The 26,741-nt window shown below is 41.1% G+C and carries 21 protein-coding genes and 1 other annotated feature; of the genes, 3 read left to right on the top strand and 18 right to left on the bottom strand.

The window, feature by feature from the left end:
* The first annotated feature begins 55 nt into the window (after window positions 1-55).
* Complete coding sequence (locus tag LJE09_RS04740) at window positions 56-553, top strand: QueT transporter family protein (protein WP_022381088.1); 498 nt, start codon at window positions 56-58, stop codon at window positions 551-553.
* Between the two features lie 171 nt (window positions 554-724).
* On the opposite strand, the gene LJE09_RS04735 is transcribed toward LJE09_RS04740, so the two are convergent.
* From LJE09_RS04735 to LJE09_RS04685, 11 genes are all read right to left on the bottom strand, one after another.
* The gene (locus LJE09_RS04735; RefSeq protein ID WP_008707232.1) at window positions 725-1,438 is read right to left on the bottom strand and encodes a SigF/SigG family RNA polymerase sporulation sigma factor; all 714 of its coding nucleotides are present in this window, start codon (window positions 1,436-1,438) and stop codon (window positions 725-727) included.
* A 2-nt stretch (window positions 1,439-1,440) separates the two neighbouring features.
* Entirely contained in the window at window positions 1,441-1,866 is a 426-nt protein-coding gene (spoIIAB, locus tag LJE09_RS04730) for an anti-sigma F factor (protein WP_055060207.1), read from the bottom strand.
* A gap of 22 nt (window positions 1,867-1,888) precedes the next feature.
* Entirely contained in the window at window positions 1,889-2,203 is a 315-nt protein-coding gene (locus tag LJE09_RS04725; protein WP_020994122.1) for an STAS domain-containing protein, read from the bottom strand.
* A 206-nt stretch (window positions 2,204-2,409) separates the two neighbouring features.
* Window positions 2,410-3,747, bottom strand: coding sequence for a tetratricopeptide repeat protein (locus LJE09_RS04720; RefSeq protein ID WP_022381090.1), 1,338 nt, complete (start codon window positions 3,745-3,747; stop codon window positions 2,410-2,412).
* 10 nt (window positions 3,748-3,757) lie between these two features.
* The gene (locus LJE09_RS04715) at window positions 3,758-3,910 is read right to left on the bottom strand and encodes a hypothetical protein (RefSeq protein WP_008707227.1); all 153 of its coding nucleotides are present in this window, start codon (window positions 3,908-3,910) and stop codon (window positions 3,758-3,760) included.
* Entirely contained in the window at window positions 3,907-5,205 is a 1,299-nt protein-coding gene (locus tag LJE09_RS04710) for a bifunctional folylpolyglutamate synthase/dihydrofolate synthase (protein WP_173750592.1), read from the bottom strand. The genes LJE09_RS04715 and LJE09_RS04710 overlap by 4 nt, the downstream gene beginning before the upstream one ends.
* 110 nt (window positions 5,206-5,315) lie before the next feature.
* Window positions 5,316-7,352 (bottom strand): LTA synthase family protein, encoded by a 2,037-nt coding sequence (locus tag LJE09_RS04705; RefSeq protein ID WP_195658851.1) that lies wholly within the window; start codon window positions 7,350-7,352, stop codon window positions 5,316-5,318.
* Window positions 7,353-7,364: 12 nt separating this feature from the next.
* Entirely contained in the window at window positions 7,365-10,019 is a 2,655-nt protein-coding gene (locus tag LJE09_RS04700; protein ID WP_195980951.1) for a valine--tRNA ligase, read from the bottom strand.
* 120 nt (window positions 10,020-10,139) lie between these two features.
* Window positions 10,140-10,373, bottom strand: a binding site (T-box leader).
* Between the two features lie 73 nt (window positions 10,374-10,446).
* The gene (locus LJE09_RS04695) at window positions 10,447-11,652 is read right to left on the bottom strand and encodes an amidohydrolase family protein (RefSeq protein WP_055060203.1); all 1,206 of its coding nucleotides are present in this window, start codon (window positions 11,650-11,652) and stop codon (window positions 10,447-10,449) included.
* A gap of 106 nt (window positions 11,653-11,758) precedes the next feature.
* Window positions 11,759-15,541 carry an FtsX-like permease family protein gene (locus LJE09_RS04690; RefSeq protein ID WP_118338628.1) on the bottom strand — a complete coding sequence of 1,261 codons (3,783 nt, stop codon included), beginning with the start codon at window positions 15,539-15,541 and terminating at the stop codon, window positions 11,759-11,761.
* Window positions 15,542-15,544: 3 nt separating this feature from the next.
* Window positions 15,545-16,261: an ABC transporter ATP-binding protein gene (locus LJE09_RS04685; RefSeq protein ID WP_022381281.1), complete on the bottom strand. Its 717-nt coding sequence runs from the start codon at window positions 16,259-16,261 to the stop codon at window positions 15,545-15,547.
* A gap of 523 nt (window positions 16,262-16,784) precedes the next feature.
* Between LJE09_RS04685 and LJE09_RS04680 the strand changes: the two genes are divergently transcribed.
* Window positions 16,785-18,497 (top strand): hypothetical protein, encoded by a 1,713-nt coding sequence (locus tag LJE09_RS04680; RefSeq protein WP_025579942.1) that lies wholly within the window; start codon window positions 16,785-16,787, stop codon window positions 18,495-18,497.
* 80 nt (window positions 18,498-18,577) lie between these two features.
* Here LJE09_RS04680 and LJE09_RS04675 read toward each other — a convergent pair whose 3' ends face one another.
* From LJE09_RS04675 to LJE09_RS04655, 5 genes are all read right to left on the bottom strand, one after another.
* Window positions 18,578-19,753: a leucine-rich repeat domain-containing protein gene (locus LJE09_RS04675; RefSeq protein ID WP_022381279.1), complete on the bottom strand. Its 1,176-nt coding sequence runs from the start codon at window positions 19,751-19,753 to the stop codon at window positions 18,578-18,580.
* A 236-nt stretch (window positions 19,754-19,989) separates the two neighbouring features.
* Window positions 19,990-20,268, bottom strand: coding sequence for a hypothetical protein (locus LJE09_RS04670; RefSeq protein ID WP_022381278.1), 279 nt, complete (start codon window positions 20,266-20,268; stop codon window positions 19,990-19,992).
* A 4-nt stretch (window positions 20,269-20,272) separates the two neighbouring features.
* A complete protein-coding gene (locus LJE09_RS04665) occupies window positions 20,273-20,500 on the bottom strand; it encodes a hypothetical protein (protein ID WP_025579941.1) in 228 nt (75 codons plus the stop codon).
* 2 nt (window positions 20,501-20,502) lie between these two features.
* Window positions 20,503-22,212 (bottom strand): IS1634 family transposase, encoded by a 1,710-nt coding sequence (locus LJE09_RS04660; RefSeq protein WP_025579939.1) that lies wholly within the window; start codon window positions 22,210-22,212, stop codon window positions 20,503-20,505.
* Window positions 22,213-22,814: 602 nt separating this feature from the next.
* On the bottom strand, window positions 22,815-23,045 hold the full coding sequence (locus tag LJE09_RS04655) for a BhlA/UviB family holin-like peptide (protein ID WP_025581193.1): 231 nt from the start codon (window positions 23,043-23,045) through the stop codon (window positions 22,815-22,817).
* Window positions 23,046-23,345: 300 nt separating this feature from the next.
* Between LJE09_RS04655 and LJE09_RS04650 the strand changes: the two genes are divergently transcribed.
* Window positions 23,346-23,870: an RNA polymerase sigma factor gene (locus tag LJE09_RS04650; protein WP_227311021.1), complete on the top strand. Its 525-nt coding sequence runs from the start codon at window positions 23,346-23,348 to the stop codon at window positions 23,868-23,870.
* A 52-nt stretch (window positions 23,871-23,922) separates the two neighbouring features.
* Here the strand turns inward: LJE09_RS04650 and lanM are convergent, their stop codons facing one another.
* Together lanM and LJE09_RS17910 are read right to left on the bottom strand one after the other, a co-directional pair.
* Entirely contained in the window at window positions 23,923-26,574 is a 2,652-nt protein-coding gene (gene lanM / locus LJE09_RS04645; RefSeq protein ID WP_227311020.1) for a type 2 lanthipeptide synthetase LanM, read from the bottom strand.
* A gap of 32 nt (window positions 26,575-26,606) precedes the next feature.
* On the bottom strand, window positions 26,607-26,735 hold the full coding sequence (locus LJE09_RS17910) for a hypothetical protein (RefSeq protein ID WP_255601783.1): 129 nt from the start codon (window positions 26,733-26,735) through the stop codon (window positions 26,607-26,609).
* Window positions 26,736-26,741: the final 6 nt, after the last annotated feature.

Genomic DNA, 26,741 nt, shown 5'->3' with positions numbered 1-26,741 from the left:
CCGAGTGTTCGAAACCTTCCACTCGTAAAACAAATACTAAAGGAGATAATCAAATATGAAAAACAAAGGTACTCAGTTTCTGGCAGAAGCAGCAGTGATCGGAGCCATTTATGTGGTTCTGACTCTTTTATTCGCACCACTCAGCTATGGCGAAATTCAGATTCGCTTTTCGGAAGCACTGACCATCCTGCCATTCTTTACACCGGCTGCGATTCCGGGGTTATTTGTGGGATGTATCATTGCCAATCTCTTTGGCGGTGCCATTCCTGTAGACATTATTTTCGGAAGCATCGCAACACTGATCGGAGCAGTATTTACTTACAGACTCCGCAGCTGCAACCGTTTTCTTGCGCCGATCCCGCCAATTGTTTCCAATGCAGTCATCGTGCCATTCGTACTTCACTTCGGATACGGAGTAAATCTTCCGATTCCGCTTATGATGCTTACCGTAGGTATCGGAGAAGTAGTTTCCTGTGGTGTAGTAGGACTGATTCTTCAGACAGCCCTTCTGAAATACAAAAATGTGATCTTCAGATCACAGAGAACTGTATAACTTACGACATATAACAATAAAGATATTATAGCAAAAAGAGTGTGCAATATTATAGTAATCCGCACACTCTTTTTGTTACTGTTTACTCCTTTCACAGTAACCTCTTTTTTATTTACCTCTTCAGAGAATACTCCACCTTCTACAAGCGGTGAGTTAATTACTCCCATCTGCTTATACCTGCTTTTTAAGTTCCTTCAGAATCCGCTTTTCCATCCTGGACACTTGGACCTGGGAAATTCCCATCTCTGCCGCAATCTCCGTCTGCGTCATATCCTTAAAATATCTCATACCGATCAGCTGACGTTCTCTTGCATCCAGTTTTTTCAGGATTTCATCCAGAAAAATCCTGTTCAGTGCTGCATCCTGTCCATTTTCTTTTTCCTGGAGCCTGTCCATAAGCGAAATATCATTTCCATCTCCCTGATAGATAATTTTGTGCAAAGATTCCACTTCAGCTCCTGATTCCATCGACATCACCACTTCATCTACTGAAAGTTCTGTCGCTTTCGCAACTTCCTCCAGTATCGGTTCACGTCCCAGTTCTTTTTCCAGTGCTTCTCTCGCAGAATAAATTCTGGCACAGTTCTCTTTCAGGTTTCTGCTCACCTTAAGCATCCCGTCATCCCTCAGATAGCGTCTGATTTCACCTATGATCATGGGAACAGCATAAGTTGAAAACTTCACATCGTACGAAATATCAAAACGATCTATGGCTTTCAGCAGCCCAATGCTTCCTATCTGCACGATATCTTCCATTTCCACACTGCGCCCGGCAAATCTTTTCGCCATGCTGTACACAAGTCCTGCGTTTTCTTTAAATACAGTATCTCTTGCTTCTTTATCTCCCTGTTGTGACTTCATGATCAGAGCAAGAGTATGGTCCATTCCTACCTCCCGATCGTCTTTTTCATATGGACAACTGTTCCATATCCCACCTGTGATTCTACTGTTACCTCATCCATAAACGCTTCCATAAATGTAAATCCCATCCCGGAACGATCCTTCTCCGGCTTTGTTGTAAAAAGAGGCTCCATAGCTTTTGCAACGTCTCTGATCCCCACTCCCTTATCGATCACATCAACCCATAATTTCTGCCCTTCCCTTCTGCAGAAAATCTCTATCTTCTTCACCTGGCCTTCATAAGCATGAATAATACAGTTCGTCACAGCCTCTGACACAGCAGTTTTCAGATCTGCCACTTCCTCCAGAGTAGGATTCAGCTGTGTGCAGAAAGCTGCCGCCGCAACTCTTGCCAGCCCCTCATTCTCAGGTCTGCTGTCAAAAATAATTTTCATTTCATTGGTATTTTCCATAATAGTTTTCTTCCCCCTCTCTTTAGACTTCCCCACAGATTTCGACAAATTTATATACCCCTGACAGATGCAGCAACTTTTCAATATAGGAATTTACTCCTGTAGCCTGTATACAGTCACCGCGCATCCCCATCATCCGGTATCTCCCCATGATCAGCCCTATCCCTGAACTGTCCATAAACGCTGTTCCTGAAAAATCAAATGTGATTGTTCGTATATATTTTTTCCGTATAATATCATCTGAATCTCTGCGTATCTCGTCTGTCACCATATGATCTACCTCTTTCGGTAAATGAATGATCAGGGAATTTCCCTGTATTTCAAATCTGTTCTCCATCATATCCCTCCTCACTTTTTGTCAGGCGAATGTTCGCAATCCACTTTGCAGTGTAGCTCTACATCAAATAACTGTTTATTGCTTTTCGCAGCCTCCTACTTGATTCGGTAAAAAAAGAGACACATGACTTCCATGCATCTCTTTTGTATCTTTACATCTTCTTATAATACTTCATGTCTTCTGCCACATCAAAATGAAAAATGGTATCAATATCCGGAATCGTCATAATCACCGGTGTCGTAACTTCCATCATCTGCCGAATCACCATCAGAATTATCGTAAGAACCATCATCATATTCCCCACTGTCATAGGAACCATCGTCATAACTTCCATCTTCCGCTGAATCTGAAGAAGCATCTCCCTCTGCGCTGTCAGCACTGCCGGTTCCGTCTGCGACTTTCGCATCTGTAGTTCCTTCGATCCCGGTCGTACCTGTAGTGTTACAGATCGTATTGTAAATTCCTTTCAGATCCGCAGGCAGCAAATCCGCATAAACATTCTGTATCTTCAATGCCGCTTCATCTGTATTCTGTTGCTGCAATGCTGAGTACGCCTCGATCAAAGCCTCATAACTGCTGCTTTTTTTCTTCTCTTCCTCTATCTGTTTGGAGGCCGCCTCAACTGTGTCTCCAGATTCCTGAGCCTGGCTCTGTGCCTTGGTCAGCTCAGCTCCCTGGCTGGACACTGCATCACTGTATTTCATAATCTGCTGATTCGCTTCCCTGTAGATTCCCTGACGTATGGCAGGAACAGCCAGAAGATAAAACGCCAGCAATCCTGCACAAAATCCGGCAACCAGTGTAAAAAACAGCGGAATCCTTCCTTTTTCTTTATACTGAGGAATCTGGATTGCCATATCATTCTCACTGCTGTCCACAGCTTTCCTGTTTCTTTTATTCTGACGTTCCAGACGTGTAGATACTCCTGTCTGTTCGTCAATCTCTCTCAAAAAACGAAGGGTTGTTGTATTTGTTTTATCAATCCGCGCGGCTTTCCTTAACGTCTTTCTTGCCTTGTTATATTCCCCCTCTTTCATCTGCACAAGTGCCAGAAGATGGTAACCTTTGATCAGTTTTGGATTCTGTATGAGAATCTTCTTCAGCCTGATCGCAGCCATATCCTCATGACCTTCCCTGCACAGGTTTAAGGCATCATTATACTTTCTGATCGTTTCATTGATCGCCTCAAGCTTATTGGAGTTCGCCTGCAGCTTGTTAATATATTCTGATGCCAGATTTCTGGATGGCTGAAGATTCTTACTGATCACCCATTCACTGAGTGCGGCAACCACCTCCCCTGTCTCAAAATATACCAGTCCAAGAAGATTTCTCGCCTGAATATTATGCTTATTATAAATAAGACTCTGCTTCAGACAGTCAATCGCCCCTGAAAGATCGCGGACACTGGCTTTCTCAAGCCCCCGGTTGTAATACTGTCTGGAAAGGTAATCTACCTTTTTCTGGATCAGCACATTACATCCACATTTCGGGCAGTAATCCAGATCTTTGTCCACCAGAAATGCGCCACAATTCATACAATTCATGTGTATCTCCTTATTTTACCCGTCTGCCACTCTTGGCTTCGCGGAGAACTTCCTGAAGAATATCCAGGATATCCGTCAGTTCTCTCTCATAAATCGCACCCTCCGCATCTGCCACATCCAGACAAGGTTCAAATTTCTTCAGTTCCTCTTCATAATCTATCATTTCTTATTTCTCCTGATCACATCTTTAATCTCACCGACAAGATACAGGGAACCCACGCAGAAGAGCATTCCGTCATCCCCCTTTACTTCCAGTGCTCTACCAAAGGCTTTCTCAACATCCTCCACTACTTCCACAGAAGAAGCACCTGCTTCTGTAAAAAGCTTTGCAAATCTCTCAGCAGGAACCTTGCGATATCCGCCAACAGAGGTTACTACCACATGACGGAACGTGATCCTGCTGCAGATCGTATGTATCATATCTGTATAATCTTTGTCATCTACTGCTGAAAAAAGCAAAGTCAGCGGACATTCTTTCTGAAAATGTTCTGCTGTCTCTACAAATTTCTCTACCCCGTCCTCATTGTGAGCACCGTCCACGATCACACCCGGAAGCACTGTTTCCATTCTTCCCTGCCAGCGTGTTCCGGCAATTCCCACATGGATCTGATCCATAGATACAGAAATCACATTCTGCAGAACCTCAATCGTCTTTAATGCAAGTGCACTGTTCATCACCTGATACTTTGCAATAAACGGAATGGAGAAAACCATATCCTTATAATACTCATTCTGAAATGCAAAATCAATTCCCGCCGAAGTATTTCTGAGCACTTCTGTATCTGATCTCTTCACTTCATAAGCAGGGCTTCCCAGTTCTTCTGCTCTGGCACGGATCACTTCTGCTGCATCCGGGTCGTTTCCGTCATAGATTACCGGTACCCCCGGCACAATGATCCCGGCCTTTTCTCCTGCGATTTTGGCAACTGTATCTCCCAGATACTGCATATGATCCAGACTGATCGATGTGATCACACAGGCAACAGGATTCTCCACAGCAGTAGTCGCATCCATTCTTCCGCCCAGTCCTGTTTCCAGAGTCACATAATCAACACCTGCATCTGCAAAGATCACCATTCCCATCAGAAAAAGCATCTCAAAATAAGTCGGATGATAGCTGCCTTCTGCAACCAGTTCATCCGCAAGTACCTTTACTTTCTCAAAGGCCTTCAGGAAAGTATCATTATCAATATTCACCTCATTGATCTGGAAGCGTTCATTGATCTCCACCAGATGAGGAGAAGTAAATAATCCGCAGGAATATCCCGCCTCTCTCAGAACAGAGGTCAGAAACGCACATGTACTTCCCTTTCCATTAGTTCCTGCCACATGGATCACCTTAAACTTATCCTGAGGATTACCAAGTCTTCTCAGACATTCCTTTGTGTGATCCAGACTGTTCTTCTTTGTAAATTTCGGAGTTTCATCAATATAAGCAACTGCTTCTTCGTAATTCATAAAAAAATTCCACCACTTATCTATAATGTATTTAGTTACTCTAACATTATATAATAGTGGTGGAAGATGTCCAGTACCAATCGTAATATTTTATCCGACAAAATTATGGATTAATTTTCATTCGTACCGGCACTTTCTGTTAATTTCCATTTATTATTTGAATAAAGTGCATAGCAGGACCGGTCATAGCTCTTGCTCAGCGGTTTTCGCGTCGAACTGTTGCTTCGCTGGATCACCGCAAGCCTGTCGAAATCATTCAGCTCCGTACCTGTGATCATCAACGTAGTCGGATTGATATAGACCGTATCATACCATTCTCCGTTCAGCTTGATTTCACTGGACGGCGTAAATTCCGTTCCCTTAATGTAATATGTATGATCTGCCTCAGAGATACATTGAATGGAATCCAGAGTCACATCATAGATTCCCATACGCATTCTGGTACGCAGATAAGGACTTTCGCCGCTTTCCCCGTAGGAATATCTCTTTCCATAAAGGAGGTCATACTGCAGGGTTTCCAGATCCACCTGATAATTTCTGGTATTTCTTCTTGCCTGATGATAGCGGAAAACAGTTCCCTCATGGATTCCCACACGATCCATAACCTCTGCCGCCATCTGGTATGCTGCAAGATTTTCATTCTTTTTCTTAAGTCCGAAGTTATCCCACATCACATACTCTGTCTGGAACAGATACTTGTTCTTCAGGTCCTCCACAGTCAGTCCCATAGTCGGAAGGTGGTCACCGTACATAACAAGAACCACATCCTCAGGATAATCTGCAAGCTTGTCTGTCAGCTCTTTGACAAAATTATCCATCTCATGGATCTCATTTACGTAATATTCCCATTTATTGTTCTCTTCCTCAGTCGGCGCACCGGAAACTGTGATCTCAGGATCCTCCAGAATCTGCTCATCCGGATATGCACCATGTCCCTGTACGGAAATAGTATATACATAATCCGGCCCCTCAGTAGAATCCAAACATTTCAGGATTTCATCTGTCAGAACCTCATCCTTTACCCAGCCATTTGGATTCTTCTCGTTCTCTCTTGCCATGTACTCTTCAGAAGTAAAAGTATCAAATCCGAGATTCGGGAAAATAGATCTTCTTCCATAGAAGTTTGCCTCATTATTATGAACCGCATGGGTGGTATAGCCCAGATTCTTCAGTACATAAGGTGCACTCTCACAGGTAGTCTCTCTCAGAATACTCTTATAAGGATATTCCCCGGGTCCAAAATAATGCATACTCATTCCTGTAATGGATTCAAATTCCGTATTGGCAGTACCTGCACCGACAGACGGAACCTTATAATATCCTGAAGAATATTCCTTCATCAGCTTACGGAAGGTCGGAATCGGGTCTTCTGAAATATCCAGGTAATTAACCAGCGTAGGATCAAAGAATGATTCTAACTGCAAAAACAGAATATTCGGCCGCTTTTCTTCCTGCGTTTCCGGAAGATTCTTTTCCGTCTTCTCAATTCTTTTGATTTCTTTCTCAGAATAATCTCTCGGACAACTGATTCCCGTATTGAAAATCGTAGTTGCCAGACAGTAAGGATATCCATAATCCTCATATGCAAAAGCAATATTTCCAAAGTAATTGGAAAGCACCCTCTTCTCCAGTGCCAGTTGTGTACTTCCTGCAAAAAGAGCAACTGCCAGCAGGATCAGAGGAATATTATAGCGGTATTTAATCTTGTTCTGATACTTCGGTCCTTTAATAAGCAGCATCAGCAGTAAAATAACAAGAATCCCAAACAGGATGCAGACTGCCACAACGCCTGCAACAGGCAGATATTTGTTGGCAATCTTCATTGCATCTGTGATCAGATGCAGATCCGGTCCTGTAAACGGTGTAACACGGTTGAGCAGGAGAACACCGTTAATAATGGCCAGTATCAGCCAGAACAACGTAACCAGTACTCTCCAGAATACTCTCCTGTGAAACAGATAAACAATTAGTGACGAGGTAAAAATGAATGCCGCATTATATGCAAAAACCAGAGGTCTCTGTGTCATATAATTCCAGGCTTCTATAAACGAGTGACGGCAGATTGCCTCCATAACAAAATATCCCGCTGCGCTGGCAAGTACATGGAGTAAAAGGGAGATTTTGTTACAAATCTTATACAATTTCATCTAAACACTCCCTTATTTCTTAAGCTGCTCTAACTGTCCTTTAACCTTATCCATCATTTCTTTATATTTCGCAAGTTTGTCTTTCTCAGCATCCACCTTGGCAGCAGGTGCCTTGTTTACGAAGTTCGGATTATTCAGCATACCTTCACATCTTGCGATCTCTTTTGTGAGACGTTCTGTTTCTTTTGTAAGACGTTCAATCTCTTTATCTTTGTCAATCAGGTCTTCCAACGGCATATATACAACCGCATTGGAAACAACTACTGAAACTGCATCTTCACTGATTCCGTTCTTGTCTGTCTGTACCAGAATCTCTTTTGCAAATGCAAGATTTACAAAGGATTTCTTGCTGTTCTCATACATTGCTGCTGTTTCAGCATCCTTTGCCACAATATGCAGGCTTGTCTTGCGGTTATTCGGAACATTCATCTCTGTTCTGGTATTACGGATACCTCTTACAACCTCTTTGAAGCCCTCGATTGCTTTCTCAGCATCCGGGAAGTTTCTCTCTTCTCTGTATACAGGCCATTCGGAGATCATAATAGACTCTTCTTCAGGAAGAAGTGTGCAGTAGATTTCCTCTGTGATAAACGGCATATACGGATGAAGAAGCTTCAGGCCTTCTGTCAGCGCTGTTCTTAATGTCCAGAGTGCATCATTTGCTGCCTTCGGATCTTCCTCTGCCTTCCACAGACGAACTTTAGCCATCTCAATATACCAGTCGCAGAGTTCATCCCACAGGAAGTCATAAACCTTCTGTACTGCAATACCAAGTTCATATTTTTCCATGTTCTCTGTAGCTTCGCGGATCACTGTATTTAAGTGAGACAGAATCCATTTATCCTCTGCACAGAGATCATATAAGTTCTCCGGCTCTGTCACTGTCTTGCCTTCCAGGTTCATCATGATGAAACGGGAAGCATTCCAGATCTTGTTTGCGAAGTTACGGCTTGCTTCTACCTTTTCCCAGTAGAAACGCATATCATTTCCAGGTGCATTACCTGTCATCAGAGTAAGACGAAGAGCATCTGCGCCGTATTTATCAATAACTTCCAGAGGATCGATACCGTTTCCAAGAGACTTACTCATCTTACGTCCCTGGGAGTCACGTACCAGACCATGGATCAGTACATGATGGAACGGAACCTGATCAGTCTGCTCCAGAGCAGAGAATACCATACGGATAACCCAGAAGAAGATAATGTCATATCCTGTAACAAGTACATCTGTCGGATAGAAATATTCCAGTTCCGGTGTTTTCTCCGGCCAGCCAAGTGTGGAGAATGGCCATAATGCAGAACTGAACCAGGTATCCAGTGTATCCTCATCCTGATGAAGATGTGTGCATCCGCATTTCGGGCATTTCTCAGGCATTTCTCTTGCAACAACTACTTCACCGCACTCATCACAGTAATAAGCCGGAATTCTGTGTCCCCACCATAACTGTCTGGAAATACACCAGTCGCGGATATTCTCAAGCCAGTGAAGATACGTCTTGTCAAAACGGGACGGAACGAATTTCAGATCTCCGTCATCCAGAGCTTTGATCGCAGCCTTTGCCATCTCGCCCATCTTTACAAACCACTGTGGCTTGATCATAGGCTCTACCGTTGTGCCGCAGCGGTCATGAGTTCCAACGCTGTGGTTGTGAGGAACTACTTTTACCAGAAGTCCAAGTTCTTCCAGATCTGCTACCATTGCCTTACGTGCTTCGTAACGGTCCATACCAGCGTATTTTCCACCAAGCTCGTTGATGGTCGCATCGTCATTCATAATGTTGATCTCTTCCAGATTGTGACGGCGTCCAACCTCAAAGTCATTAGGGTCATGGGCAGGTGTGATCTTTACACATCCTGTTCCGAATTCTTTGTCTACATATTCATCGGCGATCACCGGAATCTCTCTGTCTGTGAGAGGAAGCTTCAGCATCTTGCCGATGAGATCCTTGTAGCGCTCATCTTCCGGATTTACGGCAACAGCAGTATCACCCAGCAGGGTTTCCGGACGTGTAGTTGCAATCTCTACGAAACGTCCCTCTTCCCCTACGATCGGGTAATTAATGTGCCAGAAAAATCCGTCCTGATCCTCATGCTCAACCTCTGCATCAGAGATGGAAGTCTGGCATACAGGACACCAGTTGATGATTCTGGAACCTTTGTAGATATAGCCTTTTTCATATAATTTGATAAATACTTCCTGTACTGCTTTGGAACATCCCTCATCCATTGTGAAACGTTCTCTCTCCCAGTCTGCGGAAGCACCCAGTTTCTTTAACTGATTGATGATCTTTCCGCCGTACTCCTCTTTCCATGCCCACGCATGTTTTAAGAATTCCTCACGGCCGATATCGTGTTTGTCGATACCTTCTTTTTTCAGCTTGTCGATAACCTTAACCTCTGTAGCGATAGCTGCATGGTCAGTTCCCGGCTGCCATAATGCTTCATAGCCCTGCATTCTCTTGAAACGGATCAGGATATCCTGCATGGTTTCATCCAGCGCATGTCCCATGTGAAGCTGGCCGGTTACGTTTGGCGGCGGCATAACAATGGTAAACGGTTTCTTGTCCGGATTTACTTTTGCATGGAAATATCCATTGTCCATCCATTTTGTGTAAAGACGCTCTTCGATTCCCTTAGGATCGTAAGTTTTTGCAAGTTCTTTGCTCATAATGTCCTCCTGATATTCTATCTCTGTAATAAAAGTATCTGCGGATCACTCCGCTGTAAAGCAGCCCACAGCTCTATAAGCTTATTCGATTAAAAAACGCCCTTTACACGCATTATACGTGCAAAGGGCGATATAAATCGCGGTACCACCTTAGTTTGTCTCTCATTCCCTTAACGCGGGATACGTGAAAGCCTACCATGCGCGTATATGAATCTCAGTATTATCATACCACTCACTTCAGCCTCCCGGCTCCAAAGCTACCTTCAGCGCTTCTGTTTCCGGGAAACCTTCCAGCTTATAAGCTTCCCTCTCTGTGGGACATTACCGCCTACTCCTCTTTTTCACAGCCTTTTTCTGGATTCTACTATAATGAAAAAAGGCTTTCTTGTCAAGAATGTTTCTCCGGATTTCACAAATTTATCTGATGTCATACGTATATTTTTCCCGCATTGTCGAACAAAATTTTATCAATAATATCCTTTGCATTATTTACGGAAAGATATCCGTCCTCTATTTTTTCTCTCAGAACACTACACAGTGAAAAACGGAATGCAAGAAGGGAGCCATAACTTTCCTCTACTGTCCATGTATCACATCCCCAGCAGATTTTATCAATCTGGGACATCTCGATCAGCTGATGCATTACACGTTTTGATGCAGTGTAGGATAAGATTGGAAGCCAGGTCAGATCCGGATACAGATTCGGATATCCGTCTACTATGGAAAAGAGATCATCTACCCATGGAAAGCCGCAATGCAGCAGTACGAATTTTGTTTCCGGATTATTTTTTATCACATTGTTCAACTGCAATATATTCGTATCTATGACTTGTCCCATTCCTGTATGGCACTGCAATGGAAGTGACACTTCCGCCGCAATTTCACATATTTTCCAGAACAAATAGTCCTGAAAACATCTGATATCTTCCTGGGTTATATCCGACTCTTTTAAACGGAATACCCTTTCAGCCTGCTCCCGCGTCACTTTTTCAAAATGAAGACTACGCTCATAGGCCATCGCTATTTTTAAGGCCACACAGCCCTCACTCTTTTTTTGTATGATCCACTTTCTGACCCACTCCACATAATCCTGTAAATTGTCCGGCAGCTCACCGAAGTTCTCTTCCAGTGATACACCGTCATGATTGCGAAGTCCTTTTTTATAGCCCAAAAAGAACAGATCCAGTCGAAAAGCAGGCGTAAACAGTTCCGGTCTTCCATTGTCAGAGCCCGGATTCCAGTAGGTATCTACGATTACTTTTTGATACTTACACTTATTTTTCAGTACATCCATGTAAAAGTCGGGATTTTGATGCGCTTTTCTGATCTGATCTGAAATCTGATCCCAGTTCTGAGCTGTGATCGGCTCCGATATTCCATACAACTCCCCGATTGCCTTTTGAAGCCAGACAAAATAAGATTTATATCGTGTTTTTTCCAGATATGCATTCCTGCTTTCTGCTGTTGTCCCCGGAGTTACCTGCTGCCATTGTAAATACGTATTATTTATCAGCTTATCCAGATCAAAATCCACCATCGCCTGTTCTGGCAGATGATGTGAATGCGTGTTCCTGATTTTATGATCGGATATATAGTTCATTAATTCCTGCTCTATCTGATTTGCTGTTCCCATGATAATATTCCCCTTTCTTCCTCTTATCCATTCTATCCGTTTGACTACATATTTAAAAACCACAGAAAAACAATTTCTTCTTTTCCGCAATAAAGCGACAGATCGTTTATTCCACACTTTTCAGGGATTCTACCATATCAATCTTCTTTAATTTCTGATGCATAAACAGATTTACGATCATGGAGAATCCAATTGTCAGCAGTCCGCAGTACAGGAAACTGACAGGATTAATATTTCTTCCGAACATGACCGCATCCACTTCCACAGTGCGGATAATATATCTGTGCAAAAAGATTCCGAATACAGCCCCTGCCAGCACGCCGATGAGGGTAAGGATAACATTCTCCCTGTACACATAGGCAGAAACCTCAGTATCATAGAATCCCAGTACCTTCAGGGTTGCCAGTTCTCTCTGGCGCTCCGTAATATTGACATTGTTCAGATTATACAGAACCACGAAAGCAAGCATTCCCGCAGAAATGATCAGCACTATGATTACCGTATCCAATGCTCCAAGCATTCTGTGAAGCTGAGCCTCCAGACTGCTGGTATAGCTGATGCTTAACGCAGCCGGATACTTCAGGATCTCATTTCCCACCTCAGATTCTGATTCTTTGTACTCCTCTTTTACTGTGAACACAGTTGCAGAATAGTTCGGCTTCTCCCCGAAGGTCTGTTCATAGACATTTCCTGTCATATAAATATAATGTCCCATGTAATTCTCTGTCACTGCTGCGATCTTTGTCTCATAATTTTTTCCATCCTTTGTGATGGTCATGGTATCCCCGACTTTCAGTCCTGTCAGGGTCGCCGTCTTCTCACTGATCACTGTACCTGCTTCCGTCAGCTTATATTTCTCTTTTGTCTTTCTGTCCTGAAGAGTTACATCCTTATTAAAGGTCTCAAGATTCTCAGGCACATAAACATATACGCTAATATTGGATTTATTTCTGGGAACACTCATCTTGGTAAACTGCACATGAGTATATCTCTCGATCTGACTGTTATTTTTCAGAAACTCATCCAGTTCCTGTCTCTCCTTATCTGTAGCATCCTCATCATCAATGATCGTTCCTGTGTAATGCTGAAGTTCCTGATACTGCCGTCTGGCAATATCCATAATGGAATCCCTGAGTCCAAAACCTACCAGCATCAACGCCATACTTCCCGAAATACCGAAAATCGTCATAAAGAAACGTTTTTTATATCGGAAAAGGTTTCTCAGAGTAGATTTCCATGTAAAATTCAAGTGCTTCCAGAAAAGCGGGATCCGTTCCAGCAGGATTCTCTTACCCTCTTTGGGAGCAGGAGGACGCATCAGTGATGCCGGGGTTTCCGCCAGTGCCCTGTAACAGGAGAAAATGGTGGCTCCGACAGTACACACAGTTGCCGCACCTGCTGCTATCATTGCAAATTTAAATTCATAACGGATCTGGATATTGTTCATCATTCCCTTGTACATAATGCCATACCCGTTAATAATAACCAAAGGCAGGATCTTCTCTCCGATCAGTATTCCCAGAATACTGCCTCCCACTGTGGCAAGAAAGGCATACAGCAGATATTTGGATGCAATTGCATACTTGCCGTATCCCAGAGCCTTCATTGTACCAATCTGGGTTCTCTGTTCTTCCACCATTCGTGTCATGGTAGTCAGACTTACCAGTGCAGCCACCAGGAAAAAGATAACAGGGAAAACCTGTCCGATACTTCTCATTCTGTCTGCATTATCCCCATAATCTGAATATTCCGGCAGATCATTGCGATCCGTTACCATCCATTCCGGCATACTGATATCATAGATCTCATCCTGGGCATCCTGAATCTTTTTCTCACCGTCTGTAATTTCTTTCTCTGCATCCCTCTTGCCGTCTTCGTATTCTTTTTTACCTTCTTCCAGATCCTTCTCAGCTTTTTTGATGTCCTTTCTGGAATCCTTCAGCTTCTGTTCGTTCTCTGAGATTTCCTTCTCTCCATCCCTCAGCTTCTGTTCATTGTCAGCAATCTCTTTCTCACCGGAAGCAAGCTTTCCTTCATTCTCCTGGATCTGTGCTTCTCCTGAAGCAAGTTCTGCCTCCTTCTCCTCTAACTGAGCCTGGCTGGAATTTAGTTTTGCTTTTGCAGCATCGATCTGTTCCTGTGCTGACTCAAGCTGGGCTTCTTTTTCCTGAATCTCTTTTCTGGCTGGTTCCAGCTTCTTCTCCTGAGCCTTCACCTCTTTCCATCCTGCATCAATCTTTGCCTGGGCATCGGGAAATGCGGCCTCCTGCTGGTTCAATTCTGCTTCCTTTGCATCAAGCTGGGCCAGTCCGCTCTCCACCTGGCTTAAACCACTCTCCAGTTCACTTCTTGCTGCTGCGATCTGGTTTCTGGATGCTTCCAGCTGGGCTGCCTGACTGTCCACCTGCTCCTGATAAGCGGAAACCTGTGCTGCCAGAGCCGCCAGATCTTCCTCTGAATATACTCCCGAAGCTGCTGCTTCCTCATACTGTGCCTGTAATGCTGCAAGCTGACTTCTGGCATTCTCTAACTGAGCCTCTCCTTCGGAAAGCTGGGCCTCCTGCTGCTCAATCTGGGCAAGTCCCTGATTGCAGCTTTCCTTTTTGGCATTTAAGTCCTGTCTGGTTGCTGCAATCTGCTCTCTGCCTGACTGGATCTGCGCCTTTCCATTGTCAAGTTCCTGCTGGCTCTGGGTAAGCTGCGTCTTTGCATCCGCAATCTGCTTCTCACCAGCGCTTAACTGATTCTTGCCATCCTCAAGCTGTGCTTTTCCATCATCAAGCTTTGCCTGGTTCTCTGAAACCTCCGCCCATCCTGCATTCAGCTGTTCCTTTGCAGATGCGATCTGTGCTCTGCCACTGGCAAGCTGCTCTTTCGCACTGGCAAGCTGGGATCTGCCATCCTCTAATTCCTTCTTTGCATCTGCAAGCCGGGCTTTTCCGTCCTCCAGTTCCTTTTTTGCGTCTGCAAGCTTTTTCTTGCCATCCTTATATTCCTTCTTGCCGTCTTTTAACTTCTTTTTGCCGTCCTCCAGTTCCTGTCTGGCATCCGCAAGCTTCTCATTAGCTTCCTTCTTTCCGTCTTCAAGTTCCTGTCTGGCATCTGCAAGCTTGTCATTGGCTTCCTCTACAATCTCATCATATCTGACCTGACACCGTTCTGCCTCAATCCCCTCCACTCGCTCCTGCACTCGCTCTATCAGGGAATCATAAGCATCTGTATAGCTGATCAGATCCTGTGCCCCATGAGCCTGCACATAGATCTGTGTATAAACCTCCTGGTCAAAATCCTCAGGGAGCACATAGGCAAATCCATTAACCTCACCGGAACCAAGAGTAGAGTTTCCCCGGTTATAGGATATGTAAAGCGGACTCTCACCTAAACCCACAACTGTGTAATCTGTCTTTTTCAGCAGTTCGCTGTCTCCGCCCTCTTTCAGGGTAATCTGATCACCCACCTGATATCCATTGCTCTCAGCAAAAATACAGTCAAGGAAAATCTCTCCGCTTTTTTCCGGAGCTTTTCCCTCTGTCACTGAGATCCGGTTCATGGTTTGATCCACAGCTTCCACATGAAGTACCTTCTGCTTCTCGCCTTCTCCACACATTACATCTGTACCATAGGCGCCCTCTGCATTCTCAACTCCGTCCACCTGCTTAATGGCAGCTACATCATCCTCCGTCAGTCCCAGAGTTCCCATTACTTTGATATCCATAAGATTGGTTTCATCATAATAGGCATCACCTGAGAAGCGCATATCCGGTGACGACGCCTGTATTCCGGAAAAGAATGCAACTCCCAAAGCAACGATCATAAATATGGAAATAAACCTGGCCTTACTTTTTCGTATCTCCATCCAGAAATCTTTATGCATTGCTTTCATATTCATCACCTACCATTCAATCTCCTCTATGGGTGTAGGATGGTCATTCATCGTCATCCTGGAAACCTTTCCGTTCTTGATCTTGATCACACGGTCTGCCATAGGTGTCAGCGCCGAGTTATGGGTAATGACGATCACTGTCATTCCACGCTCCCTGCACATATCCTGCAAAAGCTTTAAGATTGCCTTACCAGTCTGGTAGTCCAGTGCACCTGTGGGCTCATCACACAGTAAGAGCTTGGGATTCTTCGCCAGTGCCCTGGCAATGGAAACTCTCTGCTGCTCACCACCGGAAAGCTGTGCCGGGAAATTGGTCAGTCTGTCCTTCAGTCCCACTTCCTCCAGAACCTCCCTGGCATCCAGCGGATTTTTACAGATCTGCAATGCCAGTTCTACGTTCTCCAGCGCTGTAAGATTAGGCACCAGATTATAGAACTGGAATACAAATCCAATATCATTTCTCCGATAACCGGTAAGCTGCCTGCTGTTATATCTGGCAATATTCCTTCCATCCACCAGAACTTCTCCGCTGGTAGCCTGATCCATACCCCCAAGAATGTTCAGCACTGTCGTCTTGCCCGCACCGCTGGGACCAACGATCACTACGAACTCTCCCTTGGCAATCTCAAAGCTGATCTCATCCACTGCAACGATCTTTACTTCTTTGGTTCCATATATCTTGGAAACCTTATCCAGTTTTACATATGCATCTGTCATCTCACTCATCCGCATTTCCCCTGTAATTTTATTTTTGCTACACCGGTAATTTTATTTTGTTACAATTATTAACGATTCTTTTGACCCCGATTTATTTCCGTATTTATTTACAGGCAGGTCAAATTCTGACCTGCCTGGTAGTCTTAATGGTTATATTTATTGTAACACATTATACCTGTAATTAAAAATAAAATATTCATAAAAAATCCAGATACTTCAAAACCGCCTGATCATCTCAGGCGGTTCATCATTTTAACCATGTGGCATATCTCCTTTCTTCTTATTTCGTGTACCAGAACATCTTATATCTTCTTTACCCGTTATTATTTTACATTAAGCTGATGACGAAAATATAAAAGTGGGACTAAACATACATCATCTGACCTCGAATCTTTATTTTTATTCTTACCTGATTTCCGCATGAAAGAAAAAAATCATGCTCATATACACACTTATGGTTTACAAATCACAAAAAGCAGCATCTTTATATAGTGAATTTGCAAATTCAAAAAATTTAAAGGAGGCAAAAATTATGCCAGGAACATTTAACGGAACAACTTTAACTATTTCAGCTACCCCCGTAGACGGTGCACTGATTCCCGATAAAAGTGCAACAAATGTAGCGGGAATTGCCATTGTGGGGTCAGATATGTATTGCGTAAAGACAACCGGTCTTAAAACTACATTACTCAAAACGACTGACTACATGGCAACAAAAGCAACTGCCGTAAAAAAAGATCTGAACTGGTTCGCTCTGGGACTTACCAAAATTGGAAATTATCTGTATATGCTTGCAGAAGACCATAAAGGTTACGGCGGTTCTACAACCATCGTAAAACTGGATACCAAAGGCAATCAGCTCGGTACGTACAGTATCAATGAAATTTGTCCAAAAGGCGCATTAGGTATCACTGCTGCTGACGGAACTAACGAGAAATTTATCATTATGCATTACGCTGACAAGAGCAATGCTGGGACATTAGCTTTCAGTGTTGTAGACTGGAAGGCTGCTGAAGCAGCAAGTACATTCACAGTTACTAACTCAGGTTTTGGTTATACCACACGGCTTCAGGATATTTACTATCACACTTCATTTGGATTATTTATCCTGACAAATAACACTTTTTCAACACTTCAGAACCGTATTCTGGTAGTTGATTATCATCTTACTGATGATAAAGGTAAAAAATACACTCCATGTTCGGTCATCAATGTAAATAAAACAGGTGAATATAAGCAGTACAACCTTGAATCAATCTGTATGAAAGCCAATCACCTTGTGCTTGCATCCAATGTTATAACATCTGATGGAACCGCAGAAGATAAATTCTCTGTGCTGGAAGGCATTACCTACTCCGGTAAAACCTATACTTTTGCATGCGGTTTTAAAGCAGGAGCCCGTGTACCTACCAAAGTAGATCCCAACTATGAAACAACTAATCTGGGATGTGTATCCTTTAACGGAAACAATACTCCATATTTTATAAAACAAAGTCAAGATAAAGTCGCTGTTCTTGGCTACTGTAAAAATTATATGAATACAAGCGCAGGTGTATCTCACTTTAAAACATTCACTGACGGTTTATTAGGTCATGCCAACGGTATGAGCTGTTTTAACGGAAAATTCTTTGTTGTCGCAGGAAATAACAAAGTGGTTGCTATCAGCAGTAACAAAGAGGATGAGGAAATAACATATACAGTAACTCCCAACGATAACGATAAATCATTTGCTCTTAAAGCAATTAATTATTTTTATGAGGCAAATACAGCTTTATTATTGTCCGTTGTTGACGGAACATTAAAGCTCTATAAATGTACATTTGAAAATGAAAAAAATGTAAAAGCCACTTATCTTTGTACACTGGTAAACGCCGGTCAGCCTACATCCCAGGATATTTTCTATCACAATAAATTAGGGCTTTTTGTCGGAACCAGTAATCCACATACTGTAAGTGGAGTAACGACTAAAATCACAACAAAAAACACCTTGCTTCATTATAATCTGAAAAAACTTGATGATAGCAAACTTTTATATCCGGATTTCGGATTTGTTACAGATATTCCTGCTAAAGATGCTCAGGGCCGCACATATAACAGTTTTGAACTGGAATCAGTGGCTCTGGATCAAAATAATAAATTAATCGCTGTGTGCAATGTCAATGTCAAAGATGCTACCCACACCAGTGGTTTAGCATCCACTGACGGCTTCTTTCAGTATAATACGCTTGAATTTATTACAGCTTGATTTCGCTACATCAATAACAGCATAAATTTCCATTATAAAAAGCAGGCAGTTTTTCGCCTGCTTTTTATAATTCCAATTTTCTATTTAACAACAACTTTTTTATTATCTGACCATACGCCAAACTGTTTAATACCATTCAACAACGTATATGCATGCGCTTTCAAATAGTAAACTCCCGGTTTTATATTTTTAAAAGTAACTGTATTTTTCTTTTGATTTTTTAATACAATATTTTCTCCTGAATCTGCATTCTTAAGTACGCAATCAAACCCATCACTGTATTTTAAATTTCCAAACTGTGCGGTTACTGTTTTCTTTTTCCCGGTAATTTTTATTAATTTTATATTATCTTTATTTAGTTTAACAGGAGGCATACGCATTTCATTAGACCACCTGCTATAACTTTTTTTACCATTTTGAACAGTATAAGAACGGACTCTGGCAAATCCCATAGTCGGCACTTTTTTTAATATACAGGTTGTGTTTGCAGAATTTTTATTAGCTAATACCTTAGTACCATCATATATTTGATATTGATATCCATCTGCATTCTTTACTTTTCCGCTCAAATCAATTGTAACATAGATTTGTTTGTTTACTATATCTGAATCAACAGATTTTATATACGGACGATTTGTTTCTGGTTTTGAAGCAGTTCCCTCACTTACAAAAGGAATACCATTCATCTTACAGTAATAGTATGCATATGAATTTTTCTTTCCATGAACTGTTAGAGAATCACAATTTATGAACGCCTCAGCACCTATCTCAGTAACTGTTTCAGGTATATATAACGTTTTCAGTTTTCGACAGTCAGCAAATGCAAAAAAATCTATACTTTGAAGATTTTGGGGAAGTTTAACACTCGTCAGTTCACCGCAGTATATAAATGCACTTTGTCCAATTTTTTTCACATTATCAGAAAGTATTACCCTTTTAAGCTTTGGACATGTGCTAAAGGCAAAAACTGGAACAGTATCTACTGAAGCCATCCACTCTACTTCTTCTATGTTCAAATTATCTTCAAAACAAAATTTTTCTACTTTAGAAACCGAAGGAAGAAGCATTATCTTCTTATAATCTCCAGTTGGGTATTCTCCATACACACGGCTCTCTGAAATTTTCAACTGTTCATACTTATTTTTACTTTCAATGGTTATCTGTGATTTCATAGCAGCTTCTGCTGAGACAGATGCAGAAATTGCTACACACGTTAAAGCAATCAACAATATTTTCTTTACTTTCTTTGACTTCATAGAATCTCCTCCAATCAATAATATTCATCTATTATCATAATATATCACTAACTATAAAAGATCCTGTATTTCTGGTATTAAAAGTATTCTAATGACCCCGAACCAAAATGCAAATTTAAATTAATCTCCACAGTTTTGCAGCAACATATGTTCGCCTGTAGTCTGAAAGCCTTTTGTTTAGCAGCTGCCTTAATTTCCAGCCTGGAATAGCCCTAAAAGCATCTCGGGCTGGAAATTTACATGTTATTGGCACCTTGAATCTGTGCTTCAGTCATACACATATCATGTTCTTTCGCAAATTTAAGAGTTGCCTTTAACCCTTTGGTTTTTTCTCCTTTCAAACCTTCGAATGCTACTTTTACATCTATCATGTAGCAGTATTCTAAAAATCTTTTCAATGCCTTTTCCTTCTGGCTGTTCTTAAATAATAATTCCCATACAGACATCATATCTTCATGATAGAGAAGAATAATGATATCTCCATACCTGACTGCAAAATAGTATTCCGTTAACATTTGATCACGCCTCTTCAGATTTACTGTGCAGGTACTGCATGATTTCTTCATAGCTCCGTCCACTCTGTGCTATAGCATCCAATAACTTTTTCTGGCGAAGTGCATCCCTCTTATCCAATAAATCTTTTAATGTTGCTGCCGCAGCATCATACCGATGCTTTGCTTTCACCAGATTCTTCTGTGCTTTTTCAATTTTAGTGTCCAGTAGTTCTGCGTTTATTTCACGTGCCATATTTACCGCCTTTCTTTCTGAATGTTTGATTTCTTAAGTGTATTACTGATCTCTCCGGCTCGATAAGTAATGTTTCCTTCATTCATCCCAAAAGCCTCTAAGATTTTTTTCTGCTTTGCTGTTACAGCATGGTCCAGCCGGTATACATTATCCGTCTGGCGTGTCATTTCAATCTTCTCAAGTTCCCTGATTGCTGCCGGAACTGTCATATAATTCTGTTTCTTCTCAAGTTTTTCGTTCTCTTCCTGTAATGCAGTATAAATTTTGTTTCGGATTATCAGTGCGATGAATTGTGTAAAAATCCTTCCCTCAACTCCTTCGTTTGTATGTGAACGCATGCTCTTGTTTCCAAGGAATGATTTATCAGAGGCAAAAAGTTTCTCAGATACATCACGGCTCTTATAAAGATGCAGTGCTTCCTTTGCGGTCATCCTTTCGGATGTAATAATAACAAAGTATCCGCATAATGATATTTCCCGTTCTGTCACAGTTGTTTTTTCTTCCGGATATAAAAACACGCCATCTTTATCGTAGTGAAGATAAAAGTATTTTTCGTAAGCTGAACCGAACTCTACTGTTTCATTCTGATGTGACATCAGCAAAGCTGTCCGCTCTCTCAGTGCGTTTTCAAAATGCTCCCGTTCATCAGCATCTTTTGAAATACTATGATAAATATGAATGTATCTCTTTTTTTCATCGCCTTCAAATAAAGTCCTTTGTACTGTTTTTCCATACACACCATAGGCATTCATGTCACAAGAGCGCTTATTTTCGAACGTTCCTTTGTTCTCTAAGATCAAATCACTTATGAAAGAAGACATGCCTTTAGCCATGATCACAAAACTATAACCACATTCGTCTAAATAGCGTATATTTCCACGGCTGAAATATCCCCTGTCCAAAATGAAACCGATTTTTTTATAGCCATACCCAGTGATTTTACCAAGCATGGTCCTAAGCTGTGATACGTCGTTAATACTTCCAGGATAGGCTTCATAAAAGAGTGGTTCTTTATTCTTAAGATCATATCCAACCGAATAGTTGATGATAGCTGAACCGATATCTGTCTTGGCATGACCGAATTCAGCCAGTTCAATCTCTCCGGCCTGACAGTTCTTATTCGTAGAATCATAGGAAATATAAATACGCTCCCTTCGATTTCTCTTTGCATTCCATTCATTCAGAAAGCCTGTACTCTTATCCTTGGTGATGCTCTTAAAGAAATCACTTACCGACGCATCACTATAGATCTTCATACCAGAACTATACAGTGGATGATTGTATGCGTAATCCGGATAATGCTGTGCCACATTGCTTTCTTCTACAATAGAGTAAGAGGCAAGGTCAAGCAATAATGCCATATCCCGCTCAGAGAAGAACTGTCCGAGCAGCTTGTCTAACGAATAATCCAATACTATTTTATGCATTACAGCATATGTACCAACCCGCAGACAGCTGCTACGTTCTGTCCGGTCTTCCATCCCTGATAAGACTGCATCTGGAAAGTATTTCAGAAAGGCTTCGTTAGGAATCATCATAGTGTCATCATCTGGACATACCTTGCCTATAGTCGCTCTCTGTGGATAGGTATATTTTTTCTCCGGATCATAATAGCGATCATACTCATACTTAATATATGTGATATCCCCGCGTCTTAATCGGGTCAATTTTCCATGCACATCCGGTAGCTTAACTCTTGATTTCAGGTACATATTTGCCTCCTTTATTCAGGTTTATATAGCCCTAAATTTATTGTACAGCACAACCCGTATTTTTGCAATAATTTCCGCAGAAATACGGGCTTTTTTAAAATTTTATTTTCGTTAGGGCTACTCATTTTTGGAAGTTAAGGTAATCATGATGCCTTACTTGTCATGCAAAAAAATCGAAAATGATGTATATAATTTTCCTACATGGCAATACTGTAAGTACAAAGATATATTCGACAGCCGCATAATCATTAATTCGACAGCAAAATTTTACATATCTATTTCTTATCAGAAAGATTTACTTTCCATAGACACAAGAATTTTTACACCCTCGCATAAACACTTGGATTGCGGCCATTTTTTTTAATCTATTTTACACTACCCAAAAGTCAGGTTTTATTATCATAATATACCATTTACTATACGAACATCTGTAAATCTGGGATTAAAAGTATTCTAATGGACACGAATGTTATGCTTATATTCATCTACCATTTTAGTAAACATATTTTTCTCAAATTAACCTATTTTCTTACCTAAAATGACAGAAGCCCTCTCCGCTGGAAAAATATATCCTGCAGAAAAGGCTTTTTTCTTTTCCCTATTTAATTTTTGTTAAAAAGATTATCCTTAATCTCTTTCAGATCGCTTTGAACCTGATTCAGAATCTGAAATTTCTCAGTTAAACTCTCAATCACCGTCTGGTAATTTTTCTCTCGTTCTTCCTGCTTTGTATCCCTCTGTTCATTTGATTTCACAATGTAAATCAGAAGAAAAACCGCAAGCACAGCCCAGATTCCCTGTGAAACTGCCACATTCATAACCGTTGTTTCCATGGTTTCTGCCTCCTTCCTTAATCTTCTTTTATTATGCAAACTTTTTCTATGTTTTGTCTACTAAAAGTCTTTTCTAATCTTATTATTACCGTTTTAATTTAAAGCATATTTCTATTCTCTACAATTATTTTGCAAATCTCTTTTTACCATGTATTTCTTCTCCTATCGCTGATCTAAATTTGCAACCTCACTTAATAAAGAGTTTTTTCTCTTCCATTTGTAAACTCACAAATTTTTTTCTTTTTTAGTTTCTGATCAGCAGTTTTCTTACTACTTCCCCTAAAAAGGAGGTAGATACCTATGAAAACACTGACAGAACTTATCCAAAATTATCAAAATGGTATCCCAGATTCAGACAGTGAAATTCTCAAACGTATGGAACCGCTTGTGAAAGGATATGCATCCCGGATTCACTGCATGGAACGCGAAGATTCCACACAGGAATTGTATCTTACTTTGTTAAAGACATTGCCATATTTAAGTTCTTCATCCTCAGAAGGTGAATGTATCAGATACATGCAGACCTCTGTCGAAAACAGATATCGTTCCCTTTGCCGCAGTTGTCTTTCCGAACCTGAAAAAGATGATTTTGATTCTTGTTCTGTTTCATTACAGGCTCCCGACAGTTTTGATGACACCTATTATGATGTAACCGCATATATCAACTCTTACCCTTCGGACAGTGTCCAGAGAAAAATTCTGTCCATGTACTTTTATCAGGATAAAAGCGATGCCCAGATTACCCGGAAACTGAAGCTGTCCCGCCAGTACGTCAATCGGATGAAGAAGAAACTAATTCTCAGATATATTTCCGAAAACAAATAAAAGAAACACCTGCTGACCATAAATTTACAGTCTGCAGGTGTTCCCTTAGTTTTCATAAAATTTCCATTAATGCCATTCCCGTACCGGAAATGCCATTCATAAAAGCCAGATTCAGATATTCTGTCCCAGATATTTTTGCCGGGTGATCCAGTTGAAATAAAAGGCAGTCACATAACGCCTCATATTGCTCCTTCATTTTTTTATTACCATATTTTCGAAGGTACTTCTTCATAATAAGTAAATTCCCGGACATCCCATGACACAGACAAATTTTTTCATCCTGTTCTCCATAAAACAAAGAGTCTACAGCATTTAACCTGTCTTTTTTAATCTGCATATCCTCAGGAAACAGCTCTTCCAGTTTCATTCGTGAAAGCAGGATTCCCGGCGCCCCATGGCACCATGCATTCATGAAGCTTTCCCCTGAACTCTCTCGTAAATCCTTCCAGTTTCCGGCTTTCTCTGAGTACAGAGAATCCTCATATCTCAGCAAAAGCTGTATTTTATCAGCATATTCCGCTTTATGATTACATTCATACAACGCTGCATAAGCCATCAGAAATCCACTGTTGCCATGAGACATTCCAGCCAGCGGTCCGTCTGTTCCTTTTAATCTCCATCCGTATCCATTTCCGGTTTCCTGTCCTTTCTTCCACAAATCTTTTTCCATATCTGCCGCTATTTCATAATATTTCAGATTTCCGGTTTCTTTATATAACATCACTGCCACTACAATAGCTCCGGCATTTCCGCTCAGATAATCCAGTTGTGAATCTTCTTTCCATACCCTCTCAATAATGCTGAAATGCTTTTCCGCATAAATCATCCACACTCTTTTTCCTGTAAGTTTAAACAGATAAAGATAGGTATATACCACCGAGCTTTCTCCATTTACAATACCTGTCAGAAGATTTTTATCATAAATCTGTTTTTTGTGTATTTCATCTGTATAAGCTTTCAATCTCAAAACAGCAAGATGATAAATTTCTTCTGCACTTGCATTCTTTTCTTCAAAATCATGAAGATATTTTGCAAGAAACAAGACTATCCCGGATATTCCATCATATAAATATATTCCACCTGATCTGAGATTCCAGTGACCATTATCCCAGAATTGCAGACCCGCCCAGCCGGCGCTCTGTTCCCGGATAATTGCTCTGCTGCAGATTCGATGAACTATCTTTCTGATCTGACTGTATATTTTGCGCTCTTTATCTGTGTCATATCCCTTTATCCTGGTCGGAAACATCTTTTTCTTTCCATCAGATGCCTTCAGCATTTCCATGGACAGCCTGATATAATCACACTGACATTCCATATCAGAGTAACTCATCTGCTTCATATGCATTCGCCATGACTCATAAGGAGTACAGGGCAGATATTCTTTATGTTCTCCGCCATTTCCATCATAAACAGATCTGCTGTTCGCATCAATCTCAAAGCAGGGTATATCCATTTCCAGAAGGCTGTCAATTTCATAATCATGAATCTCTTTCATAAAAGAAGATTCCCCCTCTTTGTGAATCACATTCAAAAGAGCTTTCCTGCATTCTCTTGACTTCATATAATCCGGATGAAACGAAGCCATAAGATACATTGCATACTGTTGGGTATGCCGCAGTACAACTCTGGAACGTCCGTCAAAAAAGCCGGACAACATCACCTCCACTTTCTTATCTGCCATTGCCACCATGTACGCTCTGCAAAATCCTCTGATAATGCATTCCGTATAATCTGCCGCATTGATAACCTGATCATTTAGTCTTACAATGCATTCCTTTATCTGCATTTCCACAGGTTCATATTCTATGTGGATATCAGATGTTTTATCATCCTTTACCACAGGAAGTTTAAACGGTGTTTTTATCTTTTCCTCTGTTCCCATTGCACTTATAAGAACTCCTCTGTTTCCTCTGCCCCATGTGAGAACAGGAAGCATTCCTGTATGTATAACCGAATTTGCCAATTTTATCTCTGTACTTTTGTTTATTTTTTCTTCTACACTACTTCCGTCTTTCTCTGATTGTTGTTTTAAATATCCCGGATATGTCTCCATATCGATAATCACAGGATATTCTCCATGTGCAATAATATTTTCACCATGAAGATCTGTTGCTCCGAGGGCATATCCCAAAAACAGATGTATGCCCATTCTGAAATAATAATGCTCCACCTCACTTTCGTTTTTACAGGGAATATTCTCAATTTTTTCTTCCCATCCATAGGAATCATGAGATAAATATTGTACCGTCCTGCAGGAAATTCCTGTTTTTCTGCATAAATAGTTATAAAGTTCCTGATATTTTATATTCTTATCAAGACTATGTGGCTTATAGTACAGAATTGTTCCATTATCCAATTCTACCTTCGCCACACTTCGTCCTCCTCTGTGTATATCGCCTTTCGACATGTAAATTCCCACAGTCCCGGAAAACTTTCTTCCATCACAGAATATTTTTTGTATCTGTTCTTTTTCTGCATAAAGAGATTTCCTGATTTCACATTCTGCTCTCTGGATAGAGTTATTTTTCAATTCAAGCAGACGTTTTAACTCGGGATATTCCTGCAGTAAAGATTTTACATATGTTGCATTGTTAAGATATTTTTTTTCATAATAATCATATTGTTCTTTTGGCGTACTTCCTTTTAGATTTCCAAAATTTTTCTGCCGATGTACATCTAAGATTAATATTTTAAGAAACATAGTTCGATTTTTTCTGCATAAATAATCCAATTTCAGCAACACACTATAGTTCCATATACAATAAAAGACAATTTCTCTTCTATACTTTCCGTATCTATTATCTCTATTTCATCTAATTCTTTTTCCACATTTCCTATTATTTTATCATTCATTTCGTTCATAACCGT

Source organism: Blautia sp. DFI.3.45 (genome assembly GCF_020593505.1).
Classification (GTDB): domain Bacteria; phylum Bacillota; class Clostridia; order Lachnospirales; family Lachnospiraceae; genus Blautia_A; species Blautia_A wexlerae.
The sequence above is the reverse complement of the archived record's forward strand: the minus strand, read 5'-3'. Positions and strand labels throughout refer to the sequence as shown.